The organism is Lactobacillus sp. ESL0677 (genome assembly GCF_029392875.1).
GTDB lineage: Bacteria > Bacillota > Bacilli > Lactobacillales > Lactobacillaceae > Lactobacillus.
On the sequence record NZ_CP113946.1, the window covers coordinates 446,116 to 465,020 of the forward strand.

The 18,905-nt window shown below is 37.6% G+C and carries 17 protein-coding genes; 14 read left to right on the plus strand and 3 right to left on the minus strand.

Features of this window, described 5'->3' with window-relative positions; all coding sequences use genetic code 11:
* The first annotated feature begins 105 nt into the window (after positions 1–105).
* The 6 genes from OZX76_RS02400 to OZX76_RS02425 all read left to right on the plus strand — a co-directional run bounded on the left by OZX76_RS02400 (position 106) and on the right by OZX76_RS02425 (position 5,212).
* A complete protein-coding gene (locus tag OZX76_RS02400; RefSeq protein ID WP_277180605.1) occupies positions 106–1,017 on the plus strand; it encodes a hypothetical protein in 912 nt (303 codons plus the stop codon).
* 165 nt (positions 1,018–1,182) lie between these two features.
* The gene (locus OZX76_RS02405; protein WP_277180607.1) at positions 1,183–1,653 is read left to right on the plus strand and encodes a DNA starvation/stationary phase protection protein; all 471 of its coding nucleotides are present in this window, start codon (positions 1,183–1,185) and stop codon (positions 1,651–1,653) included.
* Between the two features lie 168 nt (positions 1,654–1,821).
* Positions 1,822–2,634 carry a Cof-type HAD-IIB family hydrolase gene (locus OZX76_RS02410; RefSeq protein ID WP_277180609.1) on the plus strand — a complete coding sequence of 271 codons (813 nt, stop codon included), beginning with the start codon at positions 1,822–1,824 and terminating at the stop codon, positions 2,632–2,634.
* Between the two features lie 105 nt (positions 2,635–2,739).
* A complete protein-coding gene (rpiA, locus tag OZX76_RS02415) occupies positions 2,740–3,432 on the plus strand; it encodes a ribose-5-phosphate isomerase RpiA (RefSeq protein ID WP_277180611.1) in 693 nt (230 codons plus the stop codon).
* 122 nt (positions 3,433–3,554) lie between these two features.
* Positions 3,555–4,475 carry a nucleoside hydrolase gene (locus OZX76_RS02420; RefSeq protein ID WP_277180613.1) on the plus strand — a complete coding sequence of 307 codons (921 nt, stop codon included), beginning with the start codon at positions 3,555–3,557 and terminating at the stop codon, positions 4,473–4,475.
* An 11-nt stretch (positions 4,476–4,486) separates the two neighbouring features.
* A complete protein-coding gene (locus tag OZX76_RS02425) occupies positions 4,487–5,212 on the plus strand; it encodes a GntR family transcriptional regulator (RefSeq protein ID WP_277180614.1) in 726 nt (241 codons plus the stop codon).
* A 60-nt stretch (positions 5,213–5,272) separates the two neighbouring features.
* On the opposite strand, the gene OZX76_RS02430 is transcribed toward OZX76_RS02425, so the two are convergent.
* The gene (locus OZX76_RS02430) at positions 5,273–6,049 is read right to left on the minus strand and encodes a DeoR/GlpR family DNA-binding transcription regulator (RefSeq protein ID WP_277180616.1); all 777 of its coding nucleotides are present in this window, start codon (positions 6,047–6,049) and stop codon (positions 5,273–5,275) included.
* 287 nt (positions 6,050–6,336) lie between these two features.
* Between OZX76_RS02430 and OZX76_RS02435 the strand changes: the two genes are divergently transcribed.
* The 3 genes from OZX76_RS02435 (at position 6,337) to OZX76_RS02445 (ending at position 12,265) form a co-directional block, all read left to right on the plus strand.
* Complete coding sequence (locus tag OZX76_RS02435; RefSeq protein WP_277180618.1) at positions 6,337–8,736, plus strand: phosphoketolase family protein; 2,400 nt, start codon at positions 6,337–6,339, stop codon at positions 8,734–8,736.
* 474 nt (positions 8,737–9,210) lie between these two features.
* On the plus strand, positions 9,211–11,880 hold the full coding sequence (locus tag OZX76_RS02440) for a calcium-translocating P-type ATPase, PMCA-type (RefSeq protein ID WP_277180620.1): 2,670 nt from the start codon (positions 9,211–9,213) through the stop codon (positions 11,878–11,880).
* Positions 11,855–12,265 carry a nuclear transport factor 2 family protein gene (locus OZX76_RS02445; protein WP_277180621.1) on the plus strand — a complete coding sequence of 137 codons (411 nt, stop codon included), beginning with the start codon at positions 11,855–11,857 and terminating at the stop codon, positions 12,263–12,265. The genes OZX76_RS02440 and OZX76_RS02445 overlap by 26 nt, the downstream gene beginning before the upstream one ends.
* Positions 12,266–12,460: 195 nt before the next feature.
* Here the strand turns inward: OZX76_RS02445 and OZX76_RS02450 are convergent, their stop codons facing one another.
* Positions 12,461–13,309, minus strand: a complete 849-nt coding sequence (locus OZX76_RS02450) for a helix-turn-helix transcriptional regulator (RefSeq protein ID WP_277180623.1) — start codon at positions 13,307–13,309, stop codon at positions 12,461–12,463.
* Between the two features lie 174 nt (positions 13,310–13,483).
* On the opposite strand from OZX76_RS02450, the gene OZX76_RS02455 reads away from it, so the two are divergent.
* On the plus strand, positions 13,484–14,425 hold the full coding sequence (locus OZX76_RS02455; RefSeq protein ID WP_277180625.1) for an MraY family glycosyltransferase: 942 nt from the start codon (positions 13,484–13,486) through the stop codon (positions 14,423–14,425).
* A 58-nt stretch (positions 14,426–14,483) separates the two neighbouring features.
* On the opposite strand, the gene OZX76_RS02460 is transcribed toward OZX76_RS02455, so the two are convergent.
* Positions 14,484–14,933 (minus strand): GAF domain-containing protein, encoded by a 450-nt coding sequence (locus OZX76_RS02460; RefSeq protein WP_277180627.1) that lies wholly within the window; start codon positions 14,931–14,933, stop codon positions 14,484–14,486.
* A 142-nt stretch (positions 14,934–15,075) separates the two neighbouring features.
* Between OZX76_RS02460 and OZX76_RS02465 the strand changes: the two genes are divergently transcribed.
* The 4 genes from OZX76_RS02465 (at position 15,076) to OZX76_RS02480 (ending at position 18,894) form a co-directional block, all read left to right on the plus strand.
* Positions 15,076–16,482, plus strand: a complete 1,407-nt coding sequence (locus OZX76_RS02465) for a DHA2 family efflux MFS transporter permease subunit (RefSeq protein WP_277181468.1) — start codon at positions 15,076–15,078, stop codon at positions 16,480–16,482.
* Between the two features lie 211 nt (positions 16,483–16,693).
* On the plus strand, positions 16,694–17,431 hold the full coding sequence (locus OZX76_RS02470) for an amino acid ABC transporter ATP-binding protein (RefSeq protein ID WP_277180629.1): 738 nt from the start codon (positions 16,694–16,696) through the stop codon (positions 17,429–17,431).
* Between the two features lie 12 nt (positions 17,432–17,443).
* Positions 17,444–18,259 carry a transporter substrate-binding domain-containing protein gene (locus OZX76_RS02475; RefSeq protein WP_277180631.1) on the plus strand — a complete coding sequence of 272 codons (816 nt, stop codon included), beginning with the start codon at positions 17,444–17,446 and terminating at the stop codon, positions 18,257–18,259.
* Positions 18,256–18,894, plus strand: a complete 639-nt coding sequence (locus OZX76_RS02480) for an amino acid ABC transporter permease (RefSeq protein ID WP_277180633.1) — start codon at positions 18,256–18,258, stop codon at positions 18,892–18,894. The genes OZX76_RS02475 and OZX76_RS02480 overlap by 4 nt, the downstream gene beginning before the upstream one ends.
* The last annotated feature ends 11 nt before the right edge of the window (positions 18,895–18,905 follow it).

The following is an 18,905-nucleotide window of genomic DNA, read 5'->3' on the forward strand; positions in this document are numbered from 1 at the left end:
ATTTCAGAATTATTTGCCAGTATTACGAAATACCAAAGCGATATTTCTGTATGTGATGTACATAAAATTTTTGTTGAAGAAAAAACCGAAGCTGATATTAGGTCAATGAAATGTGATGATGGCTTGATCGATATAGCTGCATACATTACAGAGGGACAGAGTAATTCTTATTCATGGAATAAGTTATATCGCAGAGAAATTTGGCAGATAAATAAGTTTCCTAAAATGGTGTATGAAGATTTAGATATTCTAATTCCGATTATGAGCAGATGTAGAAAAATATCGTATGTTCATCAGGCACTTTATAATTATTATAAGCATTCAGATAGTACAACATCGGCGTATACTAATCCGCGCTTATTTCAAATTTTTAAAGCTTATGAAGATTTAATAACAAATAGTACAGATCGGTATAAACTGGAAGCTCAATTTTGTGCAGTTAAGCGAATACTGATTAATATGAATACCGTAGGCTTCAATTATTATTTATCATATTTTATATTGTTGCTAAGAAAAATATATAATCTTAATAATGATAACTATCTGATTAATAACAATGAGAAGACTAAAGATATTCAATATTACAGTAACCGTGAAATTTTGCCTCAAAATATTTTTGTTCCTGAATTCGCAAATTTGAAAGCATGGAATTATTATAAATTTGACGAAAAAATAATGCCTTACTCTGATGATTTAAGAGCTACGATTGATAAATTATTTGCAGAAGGTGGTCTATTGATATTAGGTAAACTTAATCCTCAAGCACCAATAGGTTATTTAAGAAGTTTAAATAATTTTATTCTCCTTGATACTAATGGACAGGTATTGATAGTTGGCTTATCTGCCAAACATCCATTAGCAAATTTGTTGGTTAATAGTTATGATAATGAAGAAAGTCTATCTGTCTATTTTGATAAAATTTTGGCTAACAAAGATATTCATAATCGCTTATTGAATGAAGTGACAGTTATTAACATTAATACACTAGATAATAAAGTTTTGTTTGCAAGGTATTAATGTTTAAATATAGTTAAAGCAATCAGTTTTATTTAGCTGATTGCTTTTTTGATTATAAACAGCATAAAGTCTTACTTTTTTCACAAACAAGTTTTTAGTATTATAAGTAGGTTTTTGGTATGATACAAATGTAAACAAAAGTGTTTGAATAGGAGGAATTTTATTATGAAATATCCTAAGACAAAGAAAGTTTTAAACCAATTAGTAGCAGACTTGACGCAGATGCATATGATTGTGCACCAACATCATTGGTATATGCGTGGTGAGCGCTTTTTGAAGTTGCACCCATATCTTGATAAGGTAATGGATGAATTGGCCGATCAACAAGATTTAGTAGCAGAACGGTTAATTACCTTAGATGGTTCACCAGTTTCAACTCTTAGCGATATTGCTAAAATGACTAAGATCAAGGATGAAGAACCAAACTGGAACCAAACAATTGATGAGCGTTATGCCAAGATTATTGCCGGTTATCGCCAATTAGAGCAGGACTATCAAAAGGGCTTGGAAGTCAGCGACGAAGAAGGCGACTATTCAACTAATGATATGTTTACGACCTGTCATTCAGAGGTTGAAAAGCGGATTTGGATGATGTCTGCAGAAATTAATCAGGCACCAGAAATTGATCCAGAATAATTAATACTAAAATAAAAAGCTTGAATTTAAACTGAGAAAATACAGTAGATTCAAGCTTTTTTATTGGTTAAAATTATTGTGGTAACTTGCAACTAAACTGCTTAACTTATCTTGGAATGGTGCTGACTCTGCGGTATTCTTAAGTAAAAAGAAAGAGATTAAGTCTAGATGTCAAAGATTAAATTAATAGCAATCGATGTTGATAATACATTGGTTAATGCCAAGAAGGAAATAGTGCCGCAAGTTAAGGCTGCAATTCAAGCTGCTAAGAAGAAAGGAATCAAAGTAGTTATTTGTACAGGACGCTCGCTTTCGGGAACGCAGCAGTACCTAACAGAATTAGGTTTGGCTAATTGCGATGACCAGTTTATTGTTAGTCTAAATGGTGCAGTAGTTGAGACTACTAGTGGTCAGGTGATTTTTGACCGTCATTTACCATACAGTGATTATTTAAGTTTGGAACAGATTGCGCGCCAATTGCACCTTCATTTTCAAGCTGTTGATGCAGAAAGAATTTACACTGCTAATCGCGATATTGGGCACTATACTGTTTATAATTCACACGTGGTTAAAATGGAAATTTCTTATCGTACCAAAGAAGAAATGGCCGATATTCCAATTTATAAAGTAATGTATTTAGACAAGCCTGAACTTTTAAACAAGGCAATGACTAGTCCATTATTCCAAGCCGTTCAGGATGAAGTTTCATTAACCAAAACTGAACCGTTTTATTACGAAGGAGTTGCTAAAGGCTTAGACAAGGCCGCAGGTCTTGATGCTTTATGCAAGTATCTAAACTTAGATGCAGCTAATGTCATGGCAATTGGCGATGAAGCTAATGATATCTCAATGATTGAATATGCTGGTCTTGGTATCGCAATGGGCAATGCGACACCAGCAGTTAAGCAGGCAGCCGATCAGATTACGGTCGATTGTGAGCACGCTGGCGTGGCGCAAGCAATTGAGCAGATACTAGCGTAAAGTAGCCTTTTAAGTAATGTTATTCTTAGCTTCAAATACATTAATTTTTGCTATAATAGGGTTGATTTATGAGATGACATTAATTTAATAAGAGAAAGTATGACGATGGATAAAGAAGAACAGGATAAATTAAAGCAAAAAGCTGGGATTAAAGCTGCTAGCCTTGTTAAGTCGGGGATGAAATTGGGAATTGGCACTGGTTCAACAGTAGCTTTTCTGATTGATGCTTTGGGTAAACGCAAGCAAGAAGAGGGTCTGCAGTTAGCCGCAATTGCTACTACTTCCAGTAGAAGTAAGAAGCAAATGGAGAGCTGGGGCTTTAAGGTTAACGAACTCGCCGAGATTGACCAGCTTGACTTAACAATTGATGGCGCCGATCGTTTTGCAGCCAATTTTGATGGTATTAAGGGTGGCGGCGGTGCCTTAACTCTAGAAAAGAATGTTGCCATTAATTCGAAAAAAGTAATGTGGATTGTTGATGAGTCAAAAGTTGTAGAACACCTGAGTGGCTTTGCATTGCCTGTCGAAGTTTTACCAATTTCTTGTGAGCAAAATTTCCGCCGCTTTACTGCTGAAGGGTTAAACCCTAAATGGCGAATGGCTGATGGTGAGCGCTTTGTAACTCACTATGGTAATTATATTATTGACTTAGACATGGACCGGATACCAGTTCCACACGGTCTTGCTGATTATCTTGATCACACCGTGGGTGTTGTCGAGCATGGCTTATTCCTTGATATGTGTGATGAAGTCATTATTGCGCATCGCAATGGTGAGATTGAGGATCGGAAAAAATAAAATTCCAAGATGAATTACTGATAGAGGTGACTATTAGTAGTTCATTTTTTGTTTTTTAAAGAAGCAACTAGGGCTAAGATTTGGTATGATTGACATATAAACTTTTTAAAAGAGGAAATTTAATGACGAAAAAACCTTTGATTATCAGTACAGATCCCGGAATTGATGATGCAGTTGCAATTACAATTGCGTTATTTGCTCAAGAATTAGACGTCAGGCTGATTGCAGCAACTTGGGGCAATGTGACACTGGAAAAGACTTTACAAAATGCGTTAAAATTAGAAACTTTTTTACAAACTAAGGTACCAGTTGTTGCTGGAGCAACAAGGCCATTGCTACGGGCAGCGATTGATGCTTCAGGTGTTCACGGCAAGTCTGGGATGGCTGGCTATGATTTTCCTGAAGCTGACGACTCGTTATTGCTTCCTGGGTTAGCTGCGTCAGCTATTCATGAAGTGGTTGCTAAAAGTAGTACCAAGGTAACTTTAATGCAAATTGGTCCAGCGACAGATTTTGCTCTCTACTTTAGACAATATCCAGATGACCTTGCTAAAATTGAAGAATTAGTAATTATGGGTGGTGCAATTGGCCGCGGCAACTGGGGACCATATAGTGAATATAACGTTGCAGGTGATCCTGAAGCTGCACAGATTGTCTTTTCTAGCGGCGTGCCAATTAAGGTAGCACCACTAGAATTGGGTCATCAAGCTTTTATCACGCAAGATACTTTACAAAAAATCAAGGTTTTAGGTAAGACTGGCGACATGTTGTACCATATTTTGACTAATCTCCATGATGAAACAGAATCTGACGGTCGCGAGATTTATGATGCGCTAGCTGCAGGGATGCTGCTCAATCCTAAGATGTACACTTTTAAACCAGCTTACGTTGTGGTTGATACCAAAAGTCCGCATGCTTATGGGGCATCAATCATGGACTTTGACAATTTCTTTGACAAACCAGCTAATGCCCAAGTGGGCGTTAAGATAGATCAAAAAGTATTTTCTGATTGGATTATTCAGGCAATTAAGCAAGCAAACTAGTGAGGCAGTAAATGGCAGATTTTGTTTATCGGACTGTGATGCATGATATTAAGCAGAATATTTTAAATAATAAGTATGATGGGATGCGGCTGCCTGATGAGCGCAGTTTAGCCGAGCACTACCAAGTTAGCCGCTCATCAATGAAGCGGGCAATGGAATTGTTGTCGCAGCAAGGAATTGTCTTTAAAAAACGGGGCAGTGGCACCTTCATTAATCCCCTTTATTTAAAAAATCAGTCCTTATTTCGCTATGAAGGCTCTAATTTGGGGTTAACTGATAGTTTGAAAGTACCAGGTAAAACGCAGAAAATTAAGTTGCTTGATTTTCATGTTATTAAAGTTCCCGAAAGTATTGGGCAGGACTTGTTTTTAAACAAAAATGATTTTGTGTATGAATTTCGGCGGTTGCGGTTAATGGATGACCAACCATTTTTAATTGAGACTGGTTATTTGCCAATCAAAATTGTGCCAGAGCTGAAGCCGCAGCATTTGCAAAACTCACTGTTTAATTATTTGGAAGATACTCAGAATAAGGTGGTCACCAAGGCCTTTTTGAATATTACAGTTGACCCATCGAGTACGGATGACCAGAAGCAGTTGCAGTTGAAACCAACTGAGCCGGTTGGAGTAATGGAAGGGATTTTCTTTCTCGATGATGGTACTCCGTTTGAATTTTCAACGATGCGCGTTCATTATCAGTACATGCGTTTTAATACATTTGTTAATTTGAATAAATAGCAAAAGAGCAAGCCTAAGCTTGCTCTTTTTGTTAGGATACATTTTGTTTAAAGAAGGAAATTATGCATCAATTTGCTTCTTTAAAACGGAAATGATTCGCGTTGTTGGCGCAAAATTTTGTTTAAGTTGGTCAGATAATGGCTCATCGGTAATGAGCACATCAATCTGGTCCAGAGGAACAGCCATGTAAGGGGCAACTTTCGAATTGTTAAACTTGTGCTTTTCGGCAACAACGATAATTCTTTTAGCGCGCGAGGTCGCTACTTTGATTAACTCGGCATCATTAATTTTAGGCAAGTAAATGCCATCGCTTTTAACGTTAGCCGTACCAACGAAAGCGTTATTGAAACTGATTCTTTTTAATGAATCAAGTGCTGAAACGGAGTAATTAAAGCGATGCTCTTTATTAACTTTACCGCCTAAAAGTAAAATTTCTGGAAACTCAGATCGCATCAGTTCAAGTGAATTATCAATTGAATTGGTAACGATTTGTAAATTAGTACCACTGATTAGCTGACATAGTTTTTTAAGCGTAGTTGATGGCCCAATAAAATCGCATTGCTTGGAATGGATAAAGTGCTGCGCCATTTGGGCCATTTTAGTTTTAATTGGTGAGTCAATCTGAGTTCGCGTTAAAAACGGTAGGCCTTCATCATCGGTATTACTAATTAGGCCGCCATGAACTCTGATTGCTTGACCAGTGGAAACTAACTGAATCACGTCACGTCTAGCGGTATCAAATGAAATATTAAAGTGTTTGGCTAAGTCGCGGGTAATTAAATGGTTCTGCCGCTCGAGCATTTGTTTAATTTCATGTAATCGTTGCTCCTGTGTCATTCTGCTTCCTCCAAAAATAAAGTTATCATCTTTAGTGATTATTATAAATATTTTAATTAAAAAGTCAGAATTTTTATCAGCATTTATCGGTATTTATGTATTCAAACACTGATGAAGAAAATCAAAAACCCCTAATAACTTTGATGTAGCAACTGCTTAAATTTTTAAATGCTGATTTTTAAAATTGGGACGAACCAATTTTAAAAATGGTTGAATTTTTGAAAAAACTTGCTATAATATATTGTGTAAAGAGTAATTAAGTAAGTAATTGCTAAAGGAGAAATAAAATGGCAGTTGATTACGATTCAAAAGAATTTTTAAAGAGTGTTGATGCATATTGGCGCGCAGCCAATTATTTATCTGTTGGACAGCTTTTCTTAATGAGCAATCCATTATTAAAGCGTGAATTGAAGGCTAGCGATGTTAAGCCGAAGCCAATTGGTCACTGGGGCACAATTTCACCACAAAACTTCATTTATGCTCACTTAAACCGGGTAATTAAGAAGTACAACTTGGATATGTTCTATATCGAAGGTTCAGGTCACGGTGGTCAAGTAATGGTTTCAAATGCCTACCTTGACGGCTCATACAGCGAACGCTTCCCGAACATTCCTCAAAATGAAGAAGGAATGGCTAAATTATTTAAGCGCTTCAGTTTTCCTGGTGGTTCAGCTTCGCACGCTGCTCCTGAAACTCCTGGTTCATTACATGAAGGTGGAGAGTTAGGTTATTCTATCTCTCACGGTACTGGTGCAATTTTAGATAATCCTGATGTAATTGCTGCTGTTGAAGTTGGTGATGGTGAGTCAGAAACTGGCCCACTTGCAACTAGTTGGTTTAGTGACAAGTTTATTAATCCAATTAAAGATGGTGCTGTATTACCAATTTTACAAATTAACGGGTTTAAGATTTCTAACCCAACCATTGTTTCCAGAATGACCGACGAAGAACTAACGAAGTACTTTGAAGGCATGGGCTGGCACCCATACATTATTTCTGCTTATGATGGCGGCGAATTTGATGGTTATAAGGATCATATGCAAGTTCACGAAGAAATGGCTAAGTTGATGGATACTGTGATTGAAGAAATCAAAGCAATTCAAAAGCATGCTCGTGAAAATAATGATGCTACTTTGCCACATTGGCCAATGATTATCTTCCGTGTACCTAAGGGTTGGACTGGTCCAAAGTTTGATCTTGATGGTAACCCAATCGAAAACTCCTTTAGAGCTCACCAAATTCCAATTCCTGTTGCTCAAGATGACATGACACATAAGGATATGTTGGTTGACTGGCTTAAGAGCTATAAGCCAGAAGAATTATTCGATGAAAATGGTGCACCAACTGAACTTGTTAAAAAGGACATGGTTCATGGTGACCAAAGAATGGCCATGAACCCAATTACTAATGGTGGGAAGAATCCTAAGCGTTTGGCTTTGCCTGACTACCGCAAGTATGCTTTGAAGTTTGACAAGCCAGGTTCAGTTGAAGCTCAAGACATGGCTGAATGGGCAAAATACTTGAGTGAAGTTGCTGATCTTAACCCAGATTCATTCCGTGGCTTTGGTCCAGATGAAACTAAATCCAACAGAATGTTCAAGCTGCTTGATGACCAAAAGCGGCAATGGGAAGAGCCAATTCATGATCCAAATGATGAAAACTTGGCACCAAGTGGTCGAATTATTGACTCACAATTATCAGAACACCAAGATGAAGGTTGGCTTGAAGGCTACGTTCTAACTGGTCGTCATGGTTTCTTTGCCACATACGAAGCCTTTGGTCGTGTTGTTGATTCAATGTTAACCCAGCATATGAAGTGGTTGCGTAAGGCTAAGGAACAATATTGGCGCAAGGATTACCCATCATTAAACTTTGTTGCTACTTCAACAGTATTTCAACAAGATCATAATGGTTACACACACCAAGACCCGGGTATTTTGACTCACATGTACGAAAAGAATCGTCCAGACTTAGTTCATGAATACCTGCCTTCAGACACAAACTCACTATTAGCAATTTCACAAAAGGCCTTTAGTGATCGTGAATGTATCAACATTTTGGTAACTTCCAAGCAACCGCGTCCACAATGGTTCTCAATTGATGAAGCAACTAAAATTGCTCAACATGGTTTGTCGTATATTGATTGGGCTTCAACTGATCAAAATGCTAAACCTGATGTTGTCTTTGCTTCAACAGAAACTGAACCAACAATGGAATCACTTGCCGCAATTGATATTTTGCACAAGGAATTCCCAGATTTGAAGATGCGTTACATTAACATTATTGACATTATGAAGTTAATGAACACCAAGGATAATCCAGATGCAATTTCAGATGAAGAATTTGATCGCTTGTTCCCAAGTGATGTTCCTGTAATCTTTGCATGGCATGGTTTCAAGGCAATGATGCAATCAATCTGGTTTGGTCGTAAACGTGACAATATTCATATTCACTGCTACGAAGAAGAAGGCGACATTACTACGCCATTTGATATGCGGGTAGTGAACGAACTTGATCGTTTCCACTTAGCTAAGGATGCTGTTTTAAGTGTTCCGCGGTTAGCCGGTAAGAATGCTGGCTTTGTTAATAAGATGGATAACTTGCTTGCTAAGCACCACCAATACATTCGTGATAATGGTAAAGATATGCCAGAAGTTACTGAATGGAAATGGACTGGTTTAAAGTAAATAATTTAAAAGTATCTCTATAACTAAAGAGCCTAGTTTCAATTGAAACTAGGCTCTTTGTTTTTTTAAAAATGTAATACATATTTAGCAATTTGATGGTATTATAAGAGCTATTATTATGTGTAATAAAGACTAACATTCAGATATCTTGAACGCGGTGGTAAATCCTGATTTTAAGGAGATGATGCGCAAGCCATGCAGCAGAATTTGTGTTAAAGAAAGGGGGAGCTAGTTACCTTGCCGGGTACTTTATTGGGAGTTGGCTGGTCAATTTTTGCAATTTAATACCAGTTTTTAATTGGTTTTTCTTGTTAAAACAAGCTGAATTATTTATAATGAACATAATCATAAGGGAGTAACAGCAATTACTTGCGATAAGCCCAACAGCCGAAAGAAAAACTTTCTGGACTTATCTTAATTAGTGAGACTTGTGTGCGGTATGCATATAAGTCTCTTTTTTATTAGGAGGTAACAATGGCCCAAGATTATTACAGACAGCCGGCCCAAGAAGTAGCGCATGAGTTAGACACATCGCTTTCTCAAGGATTGACTGCAAGTCAGGTAAAGCAATGCCGAGAAAAATACGGTGCTAACAGTCTAGCCGGTAAAAAGAAGGTCAGTCTCTGGCAGCGTTTTTTAGCTCAATTCAAGGATTTTATGATTATCGTATTGATTATTGCGGCGCTATTATCGGGCTTTGTCGCTCAAGAGTGGACTGATGCGGCAATTATCATGATTGTCGTTTTGTTAAATGCGATTTTGGGTGTTGTTCAAGAGGCACGTTCAGAAGAAGCAATTAACGCGTTGAAAAAGATGGCCACGCCAAGCGCGCATGTTCGGCGTAATGGTCAAGTCGAAGAAATTCCTAGTACTGAATTGGTTCCCGGCGATGTTGTTCTGCTGGAGGCAGGTGATGTTGTACCCGCTGATCTGCGCCTAACAAGTGTTAACAGTTTAAAGGTGGAGGAGTCAGCCTTAACTGGTGAGTCGGTACCTGTTGATAAGCAAGAGGGACAATTAGAAGAAGCGCAAGTTGCTCTTGCTGACCAAGATAACATGGCTTTTGCCAATACAAATGTTACTTATGGTCGTGCTGAGGGAATTGTCACCCAAACGGGGATGAATACCGAGGTTGGTAAAATCGCGACGCTGCTCAATAACACTGATGAAACCGACACGCCGCTAAAACAAAATTTAAACCAGCTAGGCAAAACCCTAACAATTATGATTTTAGTCATCTGCGCTATTGTGTTTGCAGTTGGCTTTTTTACCAAGCAAGGCACGGAGCCAACCGATAAATTGGCAATTGACATGTTTCTCGTGGCTGTGTCACTAGCAGTAGCGGCGATTCCAGAAGGGTTGCCAGCGATTGTTACCATTATTTTGGCATTGGGCACACAGGTGATGGCTAAGCACAAGTCAATTGTGCGTAAATTACCTGCAGTTGAAACTTTAGGCGCCACTGACGTAATTTGTTCTGATAAAACGGGAACACTGACGCAGAATAAAATGACGGTTGAACGCGTTTATTATGCTGGGCAAACTCATCAGGCTAACCAAGCAATTACCGCCAATAATCCTGCCTTACTAGCAATGCTGCTGGCAAATGATACTAAAATGTCAGATGAACGGAAGTTGTTGGGCGATCCGACAGAAACGGCATTAGTGCAGTATGCGCTGGATCACCAAATCAACGTTCAAGAGTTATTAACACAGCATCGCCGCGTTCAGGAAGTACCATTTGATTCTGAACGAAAACTAATGAGTACTGTTAATCAAGCTGGCGATCATTTCTTAGTGACTGTAAAGGGTGCACCAGACCAATTATTGCAGCGGGTAACTAAGATTGAAGAAAACGGGCAAGTTGTTCCCATTACTGCTGCTCAAAAACAAGCAATTTTAGCTGCCAATCAGACAATGGCCGAACAAGCCTTGCGCGTGCTTGGACTAGCTTATAAAAAAGTTGCACAGCCATATGATGAGCCATCAACAAATAATGTTGAACAAGAACTTGTCTTTGCCGGCTTAGTTGGGATGATTGACCCAGAAAGGCCGGAAGCTAAGGCAGCAATTAAGGAAGCTAAACAGGCTGGTATTCGGACGATTATGATTACAGGCGATTTCCAAGTAACTGCACAAGCAATTGCCCAGCGGCTTGGTATCATTCAGCCGGGTCAAGACAAACAAGTGATTACGGGAGCCCAACTTGATGAGTTAAGCGACGATTATTTGCATGAACATGTTGGGGACTACAGCGTTTATGCTCGAGTTTCACCTGAACATAAGGTGCGCATTGTCAAGGCTTGGCAATCACAAGGAAAAATTGTGGCAATGACCGGTGACGGGGTAAATGATGCGCCAAGTTTGAAGCAAGCTGATATTGGAATTGGCATGGGAATTACTGGTACAGAGGTTTCTAAGGGTGCCAGTGACATGATTTTGGCTGATGATAACTTTGCCACAATCGTTGAAGCGGTTAAGCAGGGCCGGAAAGTCTTTAGCAATATTCAGAAGGCAATTTTGTACCTCATGAGTTGTAATGTCGGCGAAGTTTTAACCGTCTTTATGATGACAATGTTAGGCTGGGATATTTTAGCTCCTGTGCAATTATTGTGGATTAATTTGGTAACTGACACGCTGCCAGCAATTGCATTGGGACTTGAACCAGTTGAAAAAGGCATTATGAGCAGGCGCCCGCGAGGTAAAAAATCAACGTTCTTTAGTGGCGGGGTAGCCAGCTCCATTATTTATCAGGGTATTTTAGAAGGGATTCTGGTGCTGACAACTTACCAATTAGGACTTAACTTTGGTCCGCATCTTGGTAATGGCAGCTTGCAGCACGGGGATGCCTTAACGATGGCCTTTTTGACCTTAGGACTAATCCAATTGTTCCATGCCTTCAACTCCAAGTATATTCACCGATCAATCTTTACAAAACAAACATTTGCTAATAAGTGGTTCAACGGGGCAATATTAATCTCTGCCGTAGTAATGGCAGCGGTAGAACTGCCATTCATGACCAAGTTCTTTGATGTGACTGAATTAAACGGTGTGCAGTGGCTGATTGTTTTGCTAGCTGGCGTTTGCATGATTGTAATTGTGGAAATTGTAAAATTCTGTGAACGAAGATTGGGTAAGAAATAATGACAGAAGCAGATTTATAAAGAGCAAAATTATTAAAGATTACTTTGCCTCTTGGGTTAAACGAGATTTTACTCAAGTACCAAAATGCTTTAGTCCAGAGATATTTTATCGTGAATGGTATGGTGCCACATATCAGGGCTTGCATGAGCTGATTGTTTGGTTAGCTGCCAGCTTACTTAAGCAGACTGCCTTGGAATGGCGCATTGACGACAGTGAAATCACAAATAAAAATAAGTTTGTTGTAACGTGGTTCTTCCATGCTAAAGACGAAAAAGAATATGCCTTTGATGGTGTTTCACTAATTGAATTTAAGGGTAACAAAATTATTAGAGTTAGTGAGTATTCTGCAAAGCATGAATTGACAAGGCCGTATAGAAGTAGGTAAGGAATAACAAAAGATATTAATATTGATAATGCTATCTTTCATCGTATAATAATGAAAAAACTTTTAAATAGGGTTAAACCTCGTAAGTCCTAAAGTTGGTTACTTTAGGCGTCATAAAAAATCCTCTGTCGTAATGACAGGGGATTTTTTGTTAATTAACAGTTAACTTCATCAAAAGTAGAAAAATCATAAAACTTAAATGTTTTGGTTAAAAAATTTAGATAGTTCATTGCTGTATTCAGGCATACCATTAATTTCAATTACTTTAATAATCCAACGACAATTTTCTAAAAAACAATTTTGTGGCTGATAGTGATAAGCAATCATATTTTTAAGTAGCGAAATGCAATTTTTGTAGAAGAAAACTTCAGGACTTGTTGGAATTACTTCTGCAGATTTTACAAAAAAATCTGTTTCATTATATTCGTTATTTTGAATACATAGAAAAAGAATATTTGCAATAACAACTAAAAGTGATTTTTTAATTTCGATATCTTTATTATTTTTAAACTGCTTAATTAGTTTATGCGCAATTATAATATTTTGATCAATATCATAAAGCAACATAAAATTACGATATAATTTTATGTATTTTTTGTCCAAAACACTTAAATCTAATAACAAATTTTTTATAAATTGCTTTGTATGATCATTTAAGTTGCTTAAGTTGTTATCTAATAAAGCAATGAAAGCTTCAGTAATTGCAATTTGTCTATCTTTATTAGTGATGCTACTTTTTTTGATATCCAGTTTTATTTTTTCTAATTCTTTTTTGGAATTTGAATAATATGCATTATTGATAAGCTCATTAAACATTTGCTCTTGGTTATAACCTTGTTGGTCATTCTTATTTAATTCACTAAAAAAATTTATGACAGAAATATTATTGTAATGAAGTAATTTTATTAGGTCTTCCGCAGAAAGATGATGAAGATCCTTTTCAATTCTTGTGTAATATGAACGACTAATAATGTCGCCAACCCATTTTTCCTGTGTCTTATGTTGTTGTGTACGATATTTTTTAAGTAGTTTGCCAATAGTCATAAGCTTCTCCGAATTAAATAGTTCATTAATAAATGTATTATAAAATATATAATTAAAGCTCGAAAATAAAGTTCATATTTGCACGTTCGTATTTGTAACAATTAAAATATTTTTGGAGTTTTTTTGTTATACTTCACTGTAAAAATTATTATCAAATAATGAAGGAACAATAAATTGACTTACTTGAATATTTTTATTTTATCTTTCTTTGTTGTAGTTCTGACAATCCCAGTTTCCATAATTATAGCTAAAAAATTAAATTTCTTTGATTTCCCAATAGGTAGAAAAAAGCATGACAATCCGACACCTTTACTTGCAGGGCTAAATATTTATACCTCATTTAGTATTTCTGTATTGCTAGTTTCTCATAGTACTAAAAATATTAATTTGGTTTTATTATCTGGTATCATTATCTTGATAGGCTTATATGATGATTATAAAAAAACAAAATGCCAAGATTTATCTGCTTTTAAAAAAGGTAGTCTTCAACTTTTAGTTGCTGGATTAACTTATTTAAGTGGTATAGGTATACATTCAATAGTTTTGCCTTTTAGCAGGCTTAGAATTAGTTTTAGTCCAATTGTTAGTTTCTTTCTAACTATTATTTGGATATTTGGCATTATGACTGTAATAAACTTTAGTGATGGAATAGATGGTCTAGCTGCAACAATAGTTTTTATTTCGGCGATTACATTTTTTATTATTTTAATGATCAAAGGTTTTTATCTGGATTCATATTACTGTATAGCGCTTGCTGGATGTTGTTTAGGATATTTTATATACAATAAATATCCGGCTTCTATATTTATGGGTGATTGTGGTTCATCATTTTTGGGTTATATACTTGCAGTCATATCTTTAGATGGGATGCTGAAGCAAGCTTCAATTTCAACCATATTAGTTCCAATTGTTTGCTTGTCATTACCAATATTTGATAATATTTTTGTCATTTTTTCTAGAATAAAGGACAAACAGCCGATTTATATTGGTGATCGTAAACAACTTCATTACAGATTACTTGATAAGGGAATGTCTGTAAAAAAAGCATGGCTTTACTTGGTAATGTACTCTCTTTTGGCTTCATTTATAACATTGCTAATAATAATTTTTAAATAACAAAATATCCTTGTAAGAATTATTCCTACAAGGATATTTTATTTAATATTGAAAAATTTCACTTCATTACTAACTTCGCAATCTTTTCTAAAAACTCCGCGTCAACTTCGTCAAAGGTTGAGAAATCATTGCTATCTAAATCTAAGACGGCAATTAATTGGTCGTTTTTAACCATTGGGACGACGATTTCGGAATTAGTCGCGGCGTCGCAGGCAATATGCCCCGAAAATTTGTGAACATCAGGCACAATTTGTGTTTGCCGAGTTGCAGCTGCGGTGCCACAAACGCCCTTGCCCAAAGCAATGTGCATGCAAGCAACTGGACCTTGGAATGGCCCTAAGATGAGTTCGCCATTTTGATAGCGGTAAAAGCCAACATAGCTAACATGGGGCAGACTACTAAACAGCAAGGCGCTAATGTTACTCATGTTGGCAATTAAGTCATGTTCATTTTCCAGCAGGCTTTGTGCTTGCTGCAAGATTAAGTTATAATTTTCTGTTTTTGTCATTAAAAGTTCTCCTTAAATAATAGTTTAAACCAACTTTTTAAAATTGAAAGGGCTAACAAACTTACGAGAAATTTTTCTTTTTGTTATCCTAATCAAGCCGCTCAAGAAGTGGGCGATTAGGAGGAGTTTTTTAATGAAGAAAATGGACGCAATTGTTAAAGTCCACAGGCCATGGCTGGTAATGTCAAGCATGTTAATTGGAGCATTTGTGGGGATGCTATCTGAAACATCACTCAATATTGCTTTGCCGCAATTAATGCAGGCATTCGGCGTTGGCGCGAGTCAAGTACAACTCTTAGTTACAGGATATATGCTAGTAATTGGGATTATTTTACCGTTTTCTAGTATTTTAACTAAATGGTTTACAACGAGGCAGATTGTTATTTTCGGCCTAGCAGCTTTTATTATTGGTGCGGTAATTTCCGCGACGGCACAGAATTTTGTAATTTTACTAACAGGTAGAATGATTCAAGGAATTGGTACTGGTTTGATATTGCCATTAATGTTTACTGTGGCAATGTTAATTTTTCCACCGCAAAAGTTGGGTGCAGCTATGGGTGTGTGTGCATTAGTCATTATGCTGGCACCAGCCATTGGTCCGACGTTAACGGGAATTATTTTAGGCGCATTTACTTGGAACTATGTTTTCTGGTTATTTGTTCCGTTTTTAGTAATTGCTGTAGTTTTAGCAATTTTTGCTTTGAAAAACGTGGGTCAAATTACCAAGCCGCACGTTGATCTCTTATCGGTAATTGAATCAGTTGTCGGCTTTTCTGCCTTAGTAATGGGTGTTAGCTTGGCAAGCGATTTAGGCTGGGGCTCACCAATTGTTTTAGGATTGTTGGCAATTGGAATTGTTGTTTTGGTTTTGTATGCCAGAAGACAATTAAATTTACCAGTACCAGTTTTGAATTTGCATGTATTTAATAAGCGGTCTTTTGCCCTCGGCGCAATCAGCGTCATGCTTGATTTTGCCATTATCTTGTCAGCAATGTACCTTTTGCCACAATACTTGCAACGAGGTCTGTCATTGCCGGTTGCATTAACTGGAATGATCATGCTTCCAGGAGGCATGATTAACGCAATTGTGTCAGCTTTTGCTGGCCGGCTATATGATTCGTTTGGTGCTAAGAAGCCTGCAGTTGCTGGTTTTATCATTGCACTAATCGGAATCGTAATGTTGATTTTCTCAAATGATAAGTCATCTTTAGCATACGTAGTTGCTGCCCACATTGTCCTGATGATTGGTTGTCCTTTAGCAATGTCACCTGCACAAACTCATGCGTTGAACGCATTGCAAGGACCAGAATCAGCCGATGGTAGTACTATTTTGAACACAATGCAACAGATTGTTGGTGCTTTGGCAACAGCGCTGTCAACTAGCTTCTTAAGTTTAGGACAAGCTGCTTATCAAGGTAGTAGTCATGCCGCTGCCTTTACTAATGGTGTGCATTATGGTTTGTACTTTACATTAGTCTTGACAATTATCGGCATTATTATTGCCTTTAATTTTGGTGTCAGAACACCTAGTCATGATATTAAGGCTTAGTTGATATAATCAAAAGATCATCACATCTTTTCTAAATTATTTTAGAAAATTTGCTGGTGGTCTTTTTTTGTATAAAAATTAAATTAATATTAAATATTTAATTTTTTACTTAAAATAAGGCGTTATTTTTCTAAAAAACTAATTGGTATAGTAGAATGTATCTAGTTATAAATTAAATTTTATTGCAATGATAATGAAAGAGGCGATAACAATGTCGATGATAGAATTCCATGATGTGCAAAAGTTTTATGGCCATTTTCATGCACTGCACGACATTAATTTGAAGATTGACAAGGGCGAAACGGTGGTCCTCATTGGGCCTTCTGGCTCCGGTAAGAGTACATTGGTACGAACGGTCAACGGCCTTGAATCTATTCAAGAAGGACAGCTCATTGTGAATAATCATGATCTGTCTGATCCTAAAACTGACTTAAATATTTTACGGCGGGATGTCGGGATGGTTTTCCAGCACTTTAATTTATACAAGAATAAAGATGTGCTAGAAAACATTATGCTGGCACCGCGAATTGTCAGTCACATGCCAGAAAAAGAGAATAAAGAACAAGCAATGAGACTATTGGAAATGGTCGGCTTGGAGAAGTGGGCTCATAATATGCCTTCACAAATTTCCGGTGGGCAAAAGCAACGGGTGGCAATTGCTCGAACTTTGGCGATGCGGCCAAAATTAATTTTGTATGATGAACCAACTTCTGCACTTGACCCAGAGATGATCGACGACGTTTTGCAAGTTATGAAGCGAGTTACAACGGAAAGTGGAATGACTTCCTTAATTGTTACTCACGAGATGGGCTTTGCCAAGGAAGTTGCCAACCGCGTAATCTTTATGGACCAAGGTAGAATTGTTGAAGATGATGCAAGTGAAAGTTTCTTCAAGCAGCCTAAGACGGAAAGGGCACAACAATTTTTAAGTAAAATTATTTCGCACTAAGGAGGGACAATCATGAAAAAGAAGTTTTGGTTGTTTTCTCTGTTAGCTGGCCTGCTCTTATTAACTGGTTGTGGTCGCAGCTTAAGTGATCAATCAGTGCTAGATAATGTTAAGCGTACTAATACAATTAGTTGGGGTGTCAAGGGTGACGTTAAGCTGTTTGGCCTGATTGATGTCAAAGATGGCCAGCAAAAGGGCTTTGACGTTGATATGGCTAAGGCAATTACGCGGCACATTTTAGGACCAACGGGAAAAGCTGAATTTACAACGACCACCTCACAATCACGGGTTCCGCTGCTGAAAAACGGCAATGTGGATGCGGTCATTGCGACAATGTCGATTACGCCAGAACGGGAAAAGGTAATTTCTTTTTCTAAGTCTTATTTTGACGCTGGTCAATCATTATTAGTACCGAAAAATTCATCAATTCACAGTGTTAAAGATCTCAACGGCAAGACGGTCATTGGGGTAGTTGGCGCTAACTCGGTAGCTAACGTTAAAAAGGTGGCACCAAAGGCTCGCGTAATTGAATTGCAAGATTATGCTCAGGCGATGAATGCGCTCAAGTCCCACCAAGGCGATGCTTTGACAACTGATAACGGGATTTTATTTGGTCTTGCTGTACAAAATCCGGGCTTCCAGGTTCGTGGTGGTACGTTTACGGTTGAACCTTACGGGGTTGCCGTTAATAAGGGACAGACTGGATTTACTGAAGCTGTTGACAAAGCGGTTTTGGAAATGCAGCATGATGGCGAATACAACCGCTTGATTAAAAAATGGTTTGGTGATGTACCAGGATTTAAGTATAAGGAGTTGTATCGCAAATGATTAATATTTTCTCTCACTTTAGTAATCAGCTACTAGTTGGCCTAGGTTGGACCGTATTGTCGAGTGTGATCGCCTTATTCTTCAGCCTAATTATTGGTACTCTCTTTGCTATTATGGAAATTGTACCCAATAAGACCTTGCGAGTAGTTGGCCGAACTTATGTCGAAATTTTTCGTAACATTCCCTTGTTAGTTATTACAATGTTCTTTTACCTTGTAATTCCAATGTATGTTGTCAAAATTAACGGTTTTACTGCTGGGACAATTGGCTTAACTCTGTACACTTCAGCCTTTATTGCGGAAACGGTTCGTTCAGGTATTCAATCGGTAGCAGGCGGGCAAATGGAAGGCGCACGCTCAACGGGAATGACTTACTGGCAGGCAATGCGCTACATTATTTTGCCTCAAGCCTTTAAGATTGTTATTCCGCCGCTCGGCAATCAGTTTGTCAACTTGGTAAAGAACTCGTCGGTTCTAGCTTTTGTAGCTGGGTTCGATCTCATGTATCAGGCAAACTCAATTGCATCAACAACTTTTGATACAATTAATAGCTATCTGGTAGTTGGTGTTTTGTACCTGATTATTACGTTGCCGCTGAGTTATTATATGCAGCATTTAGAAAAGAAATTGGCCTAGGGGGTGCAGAA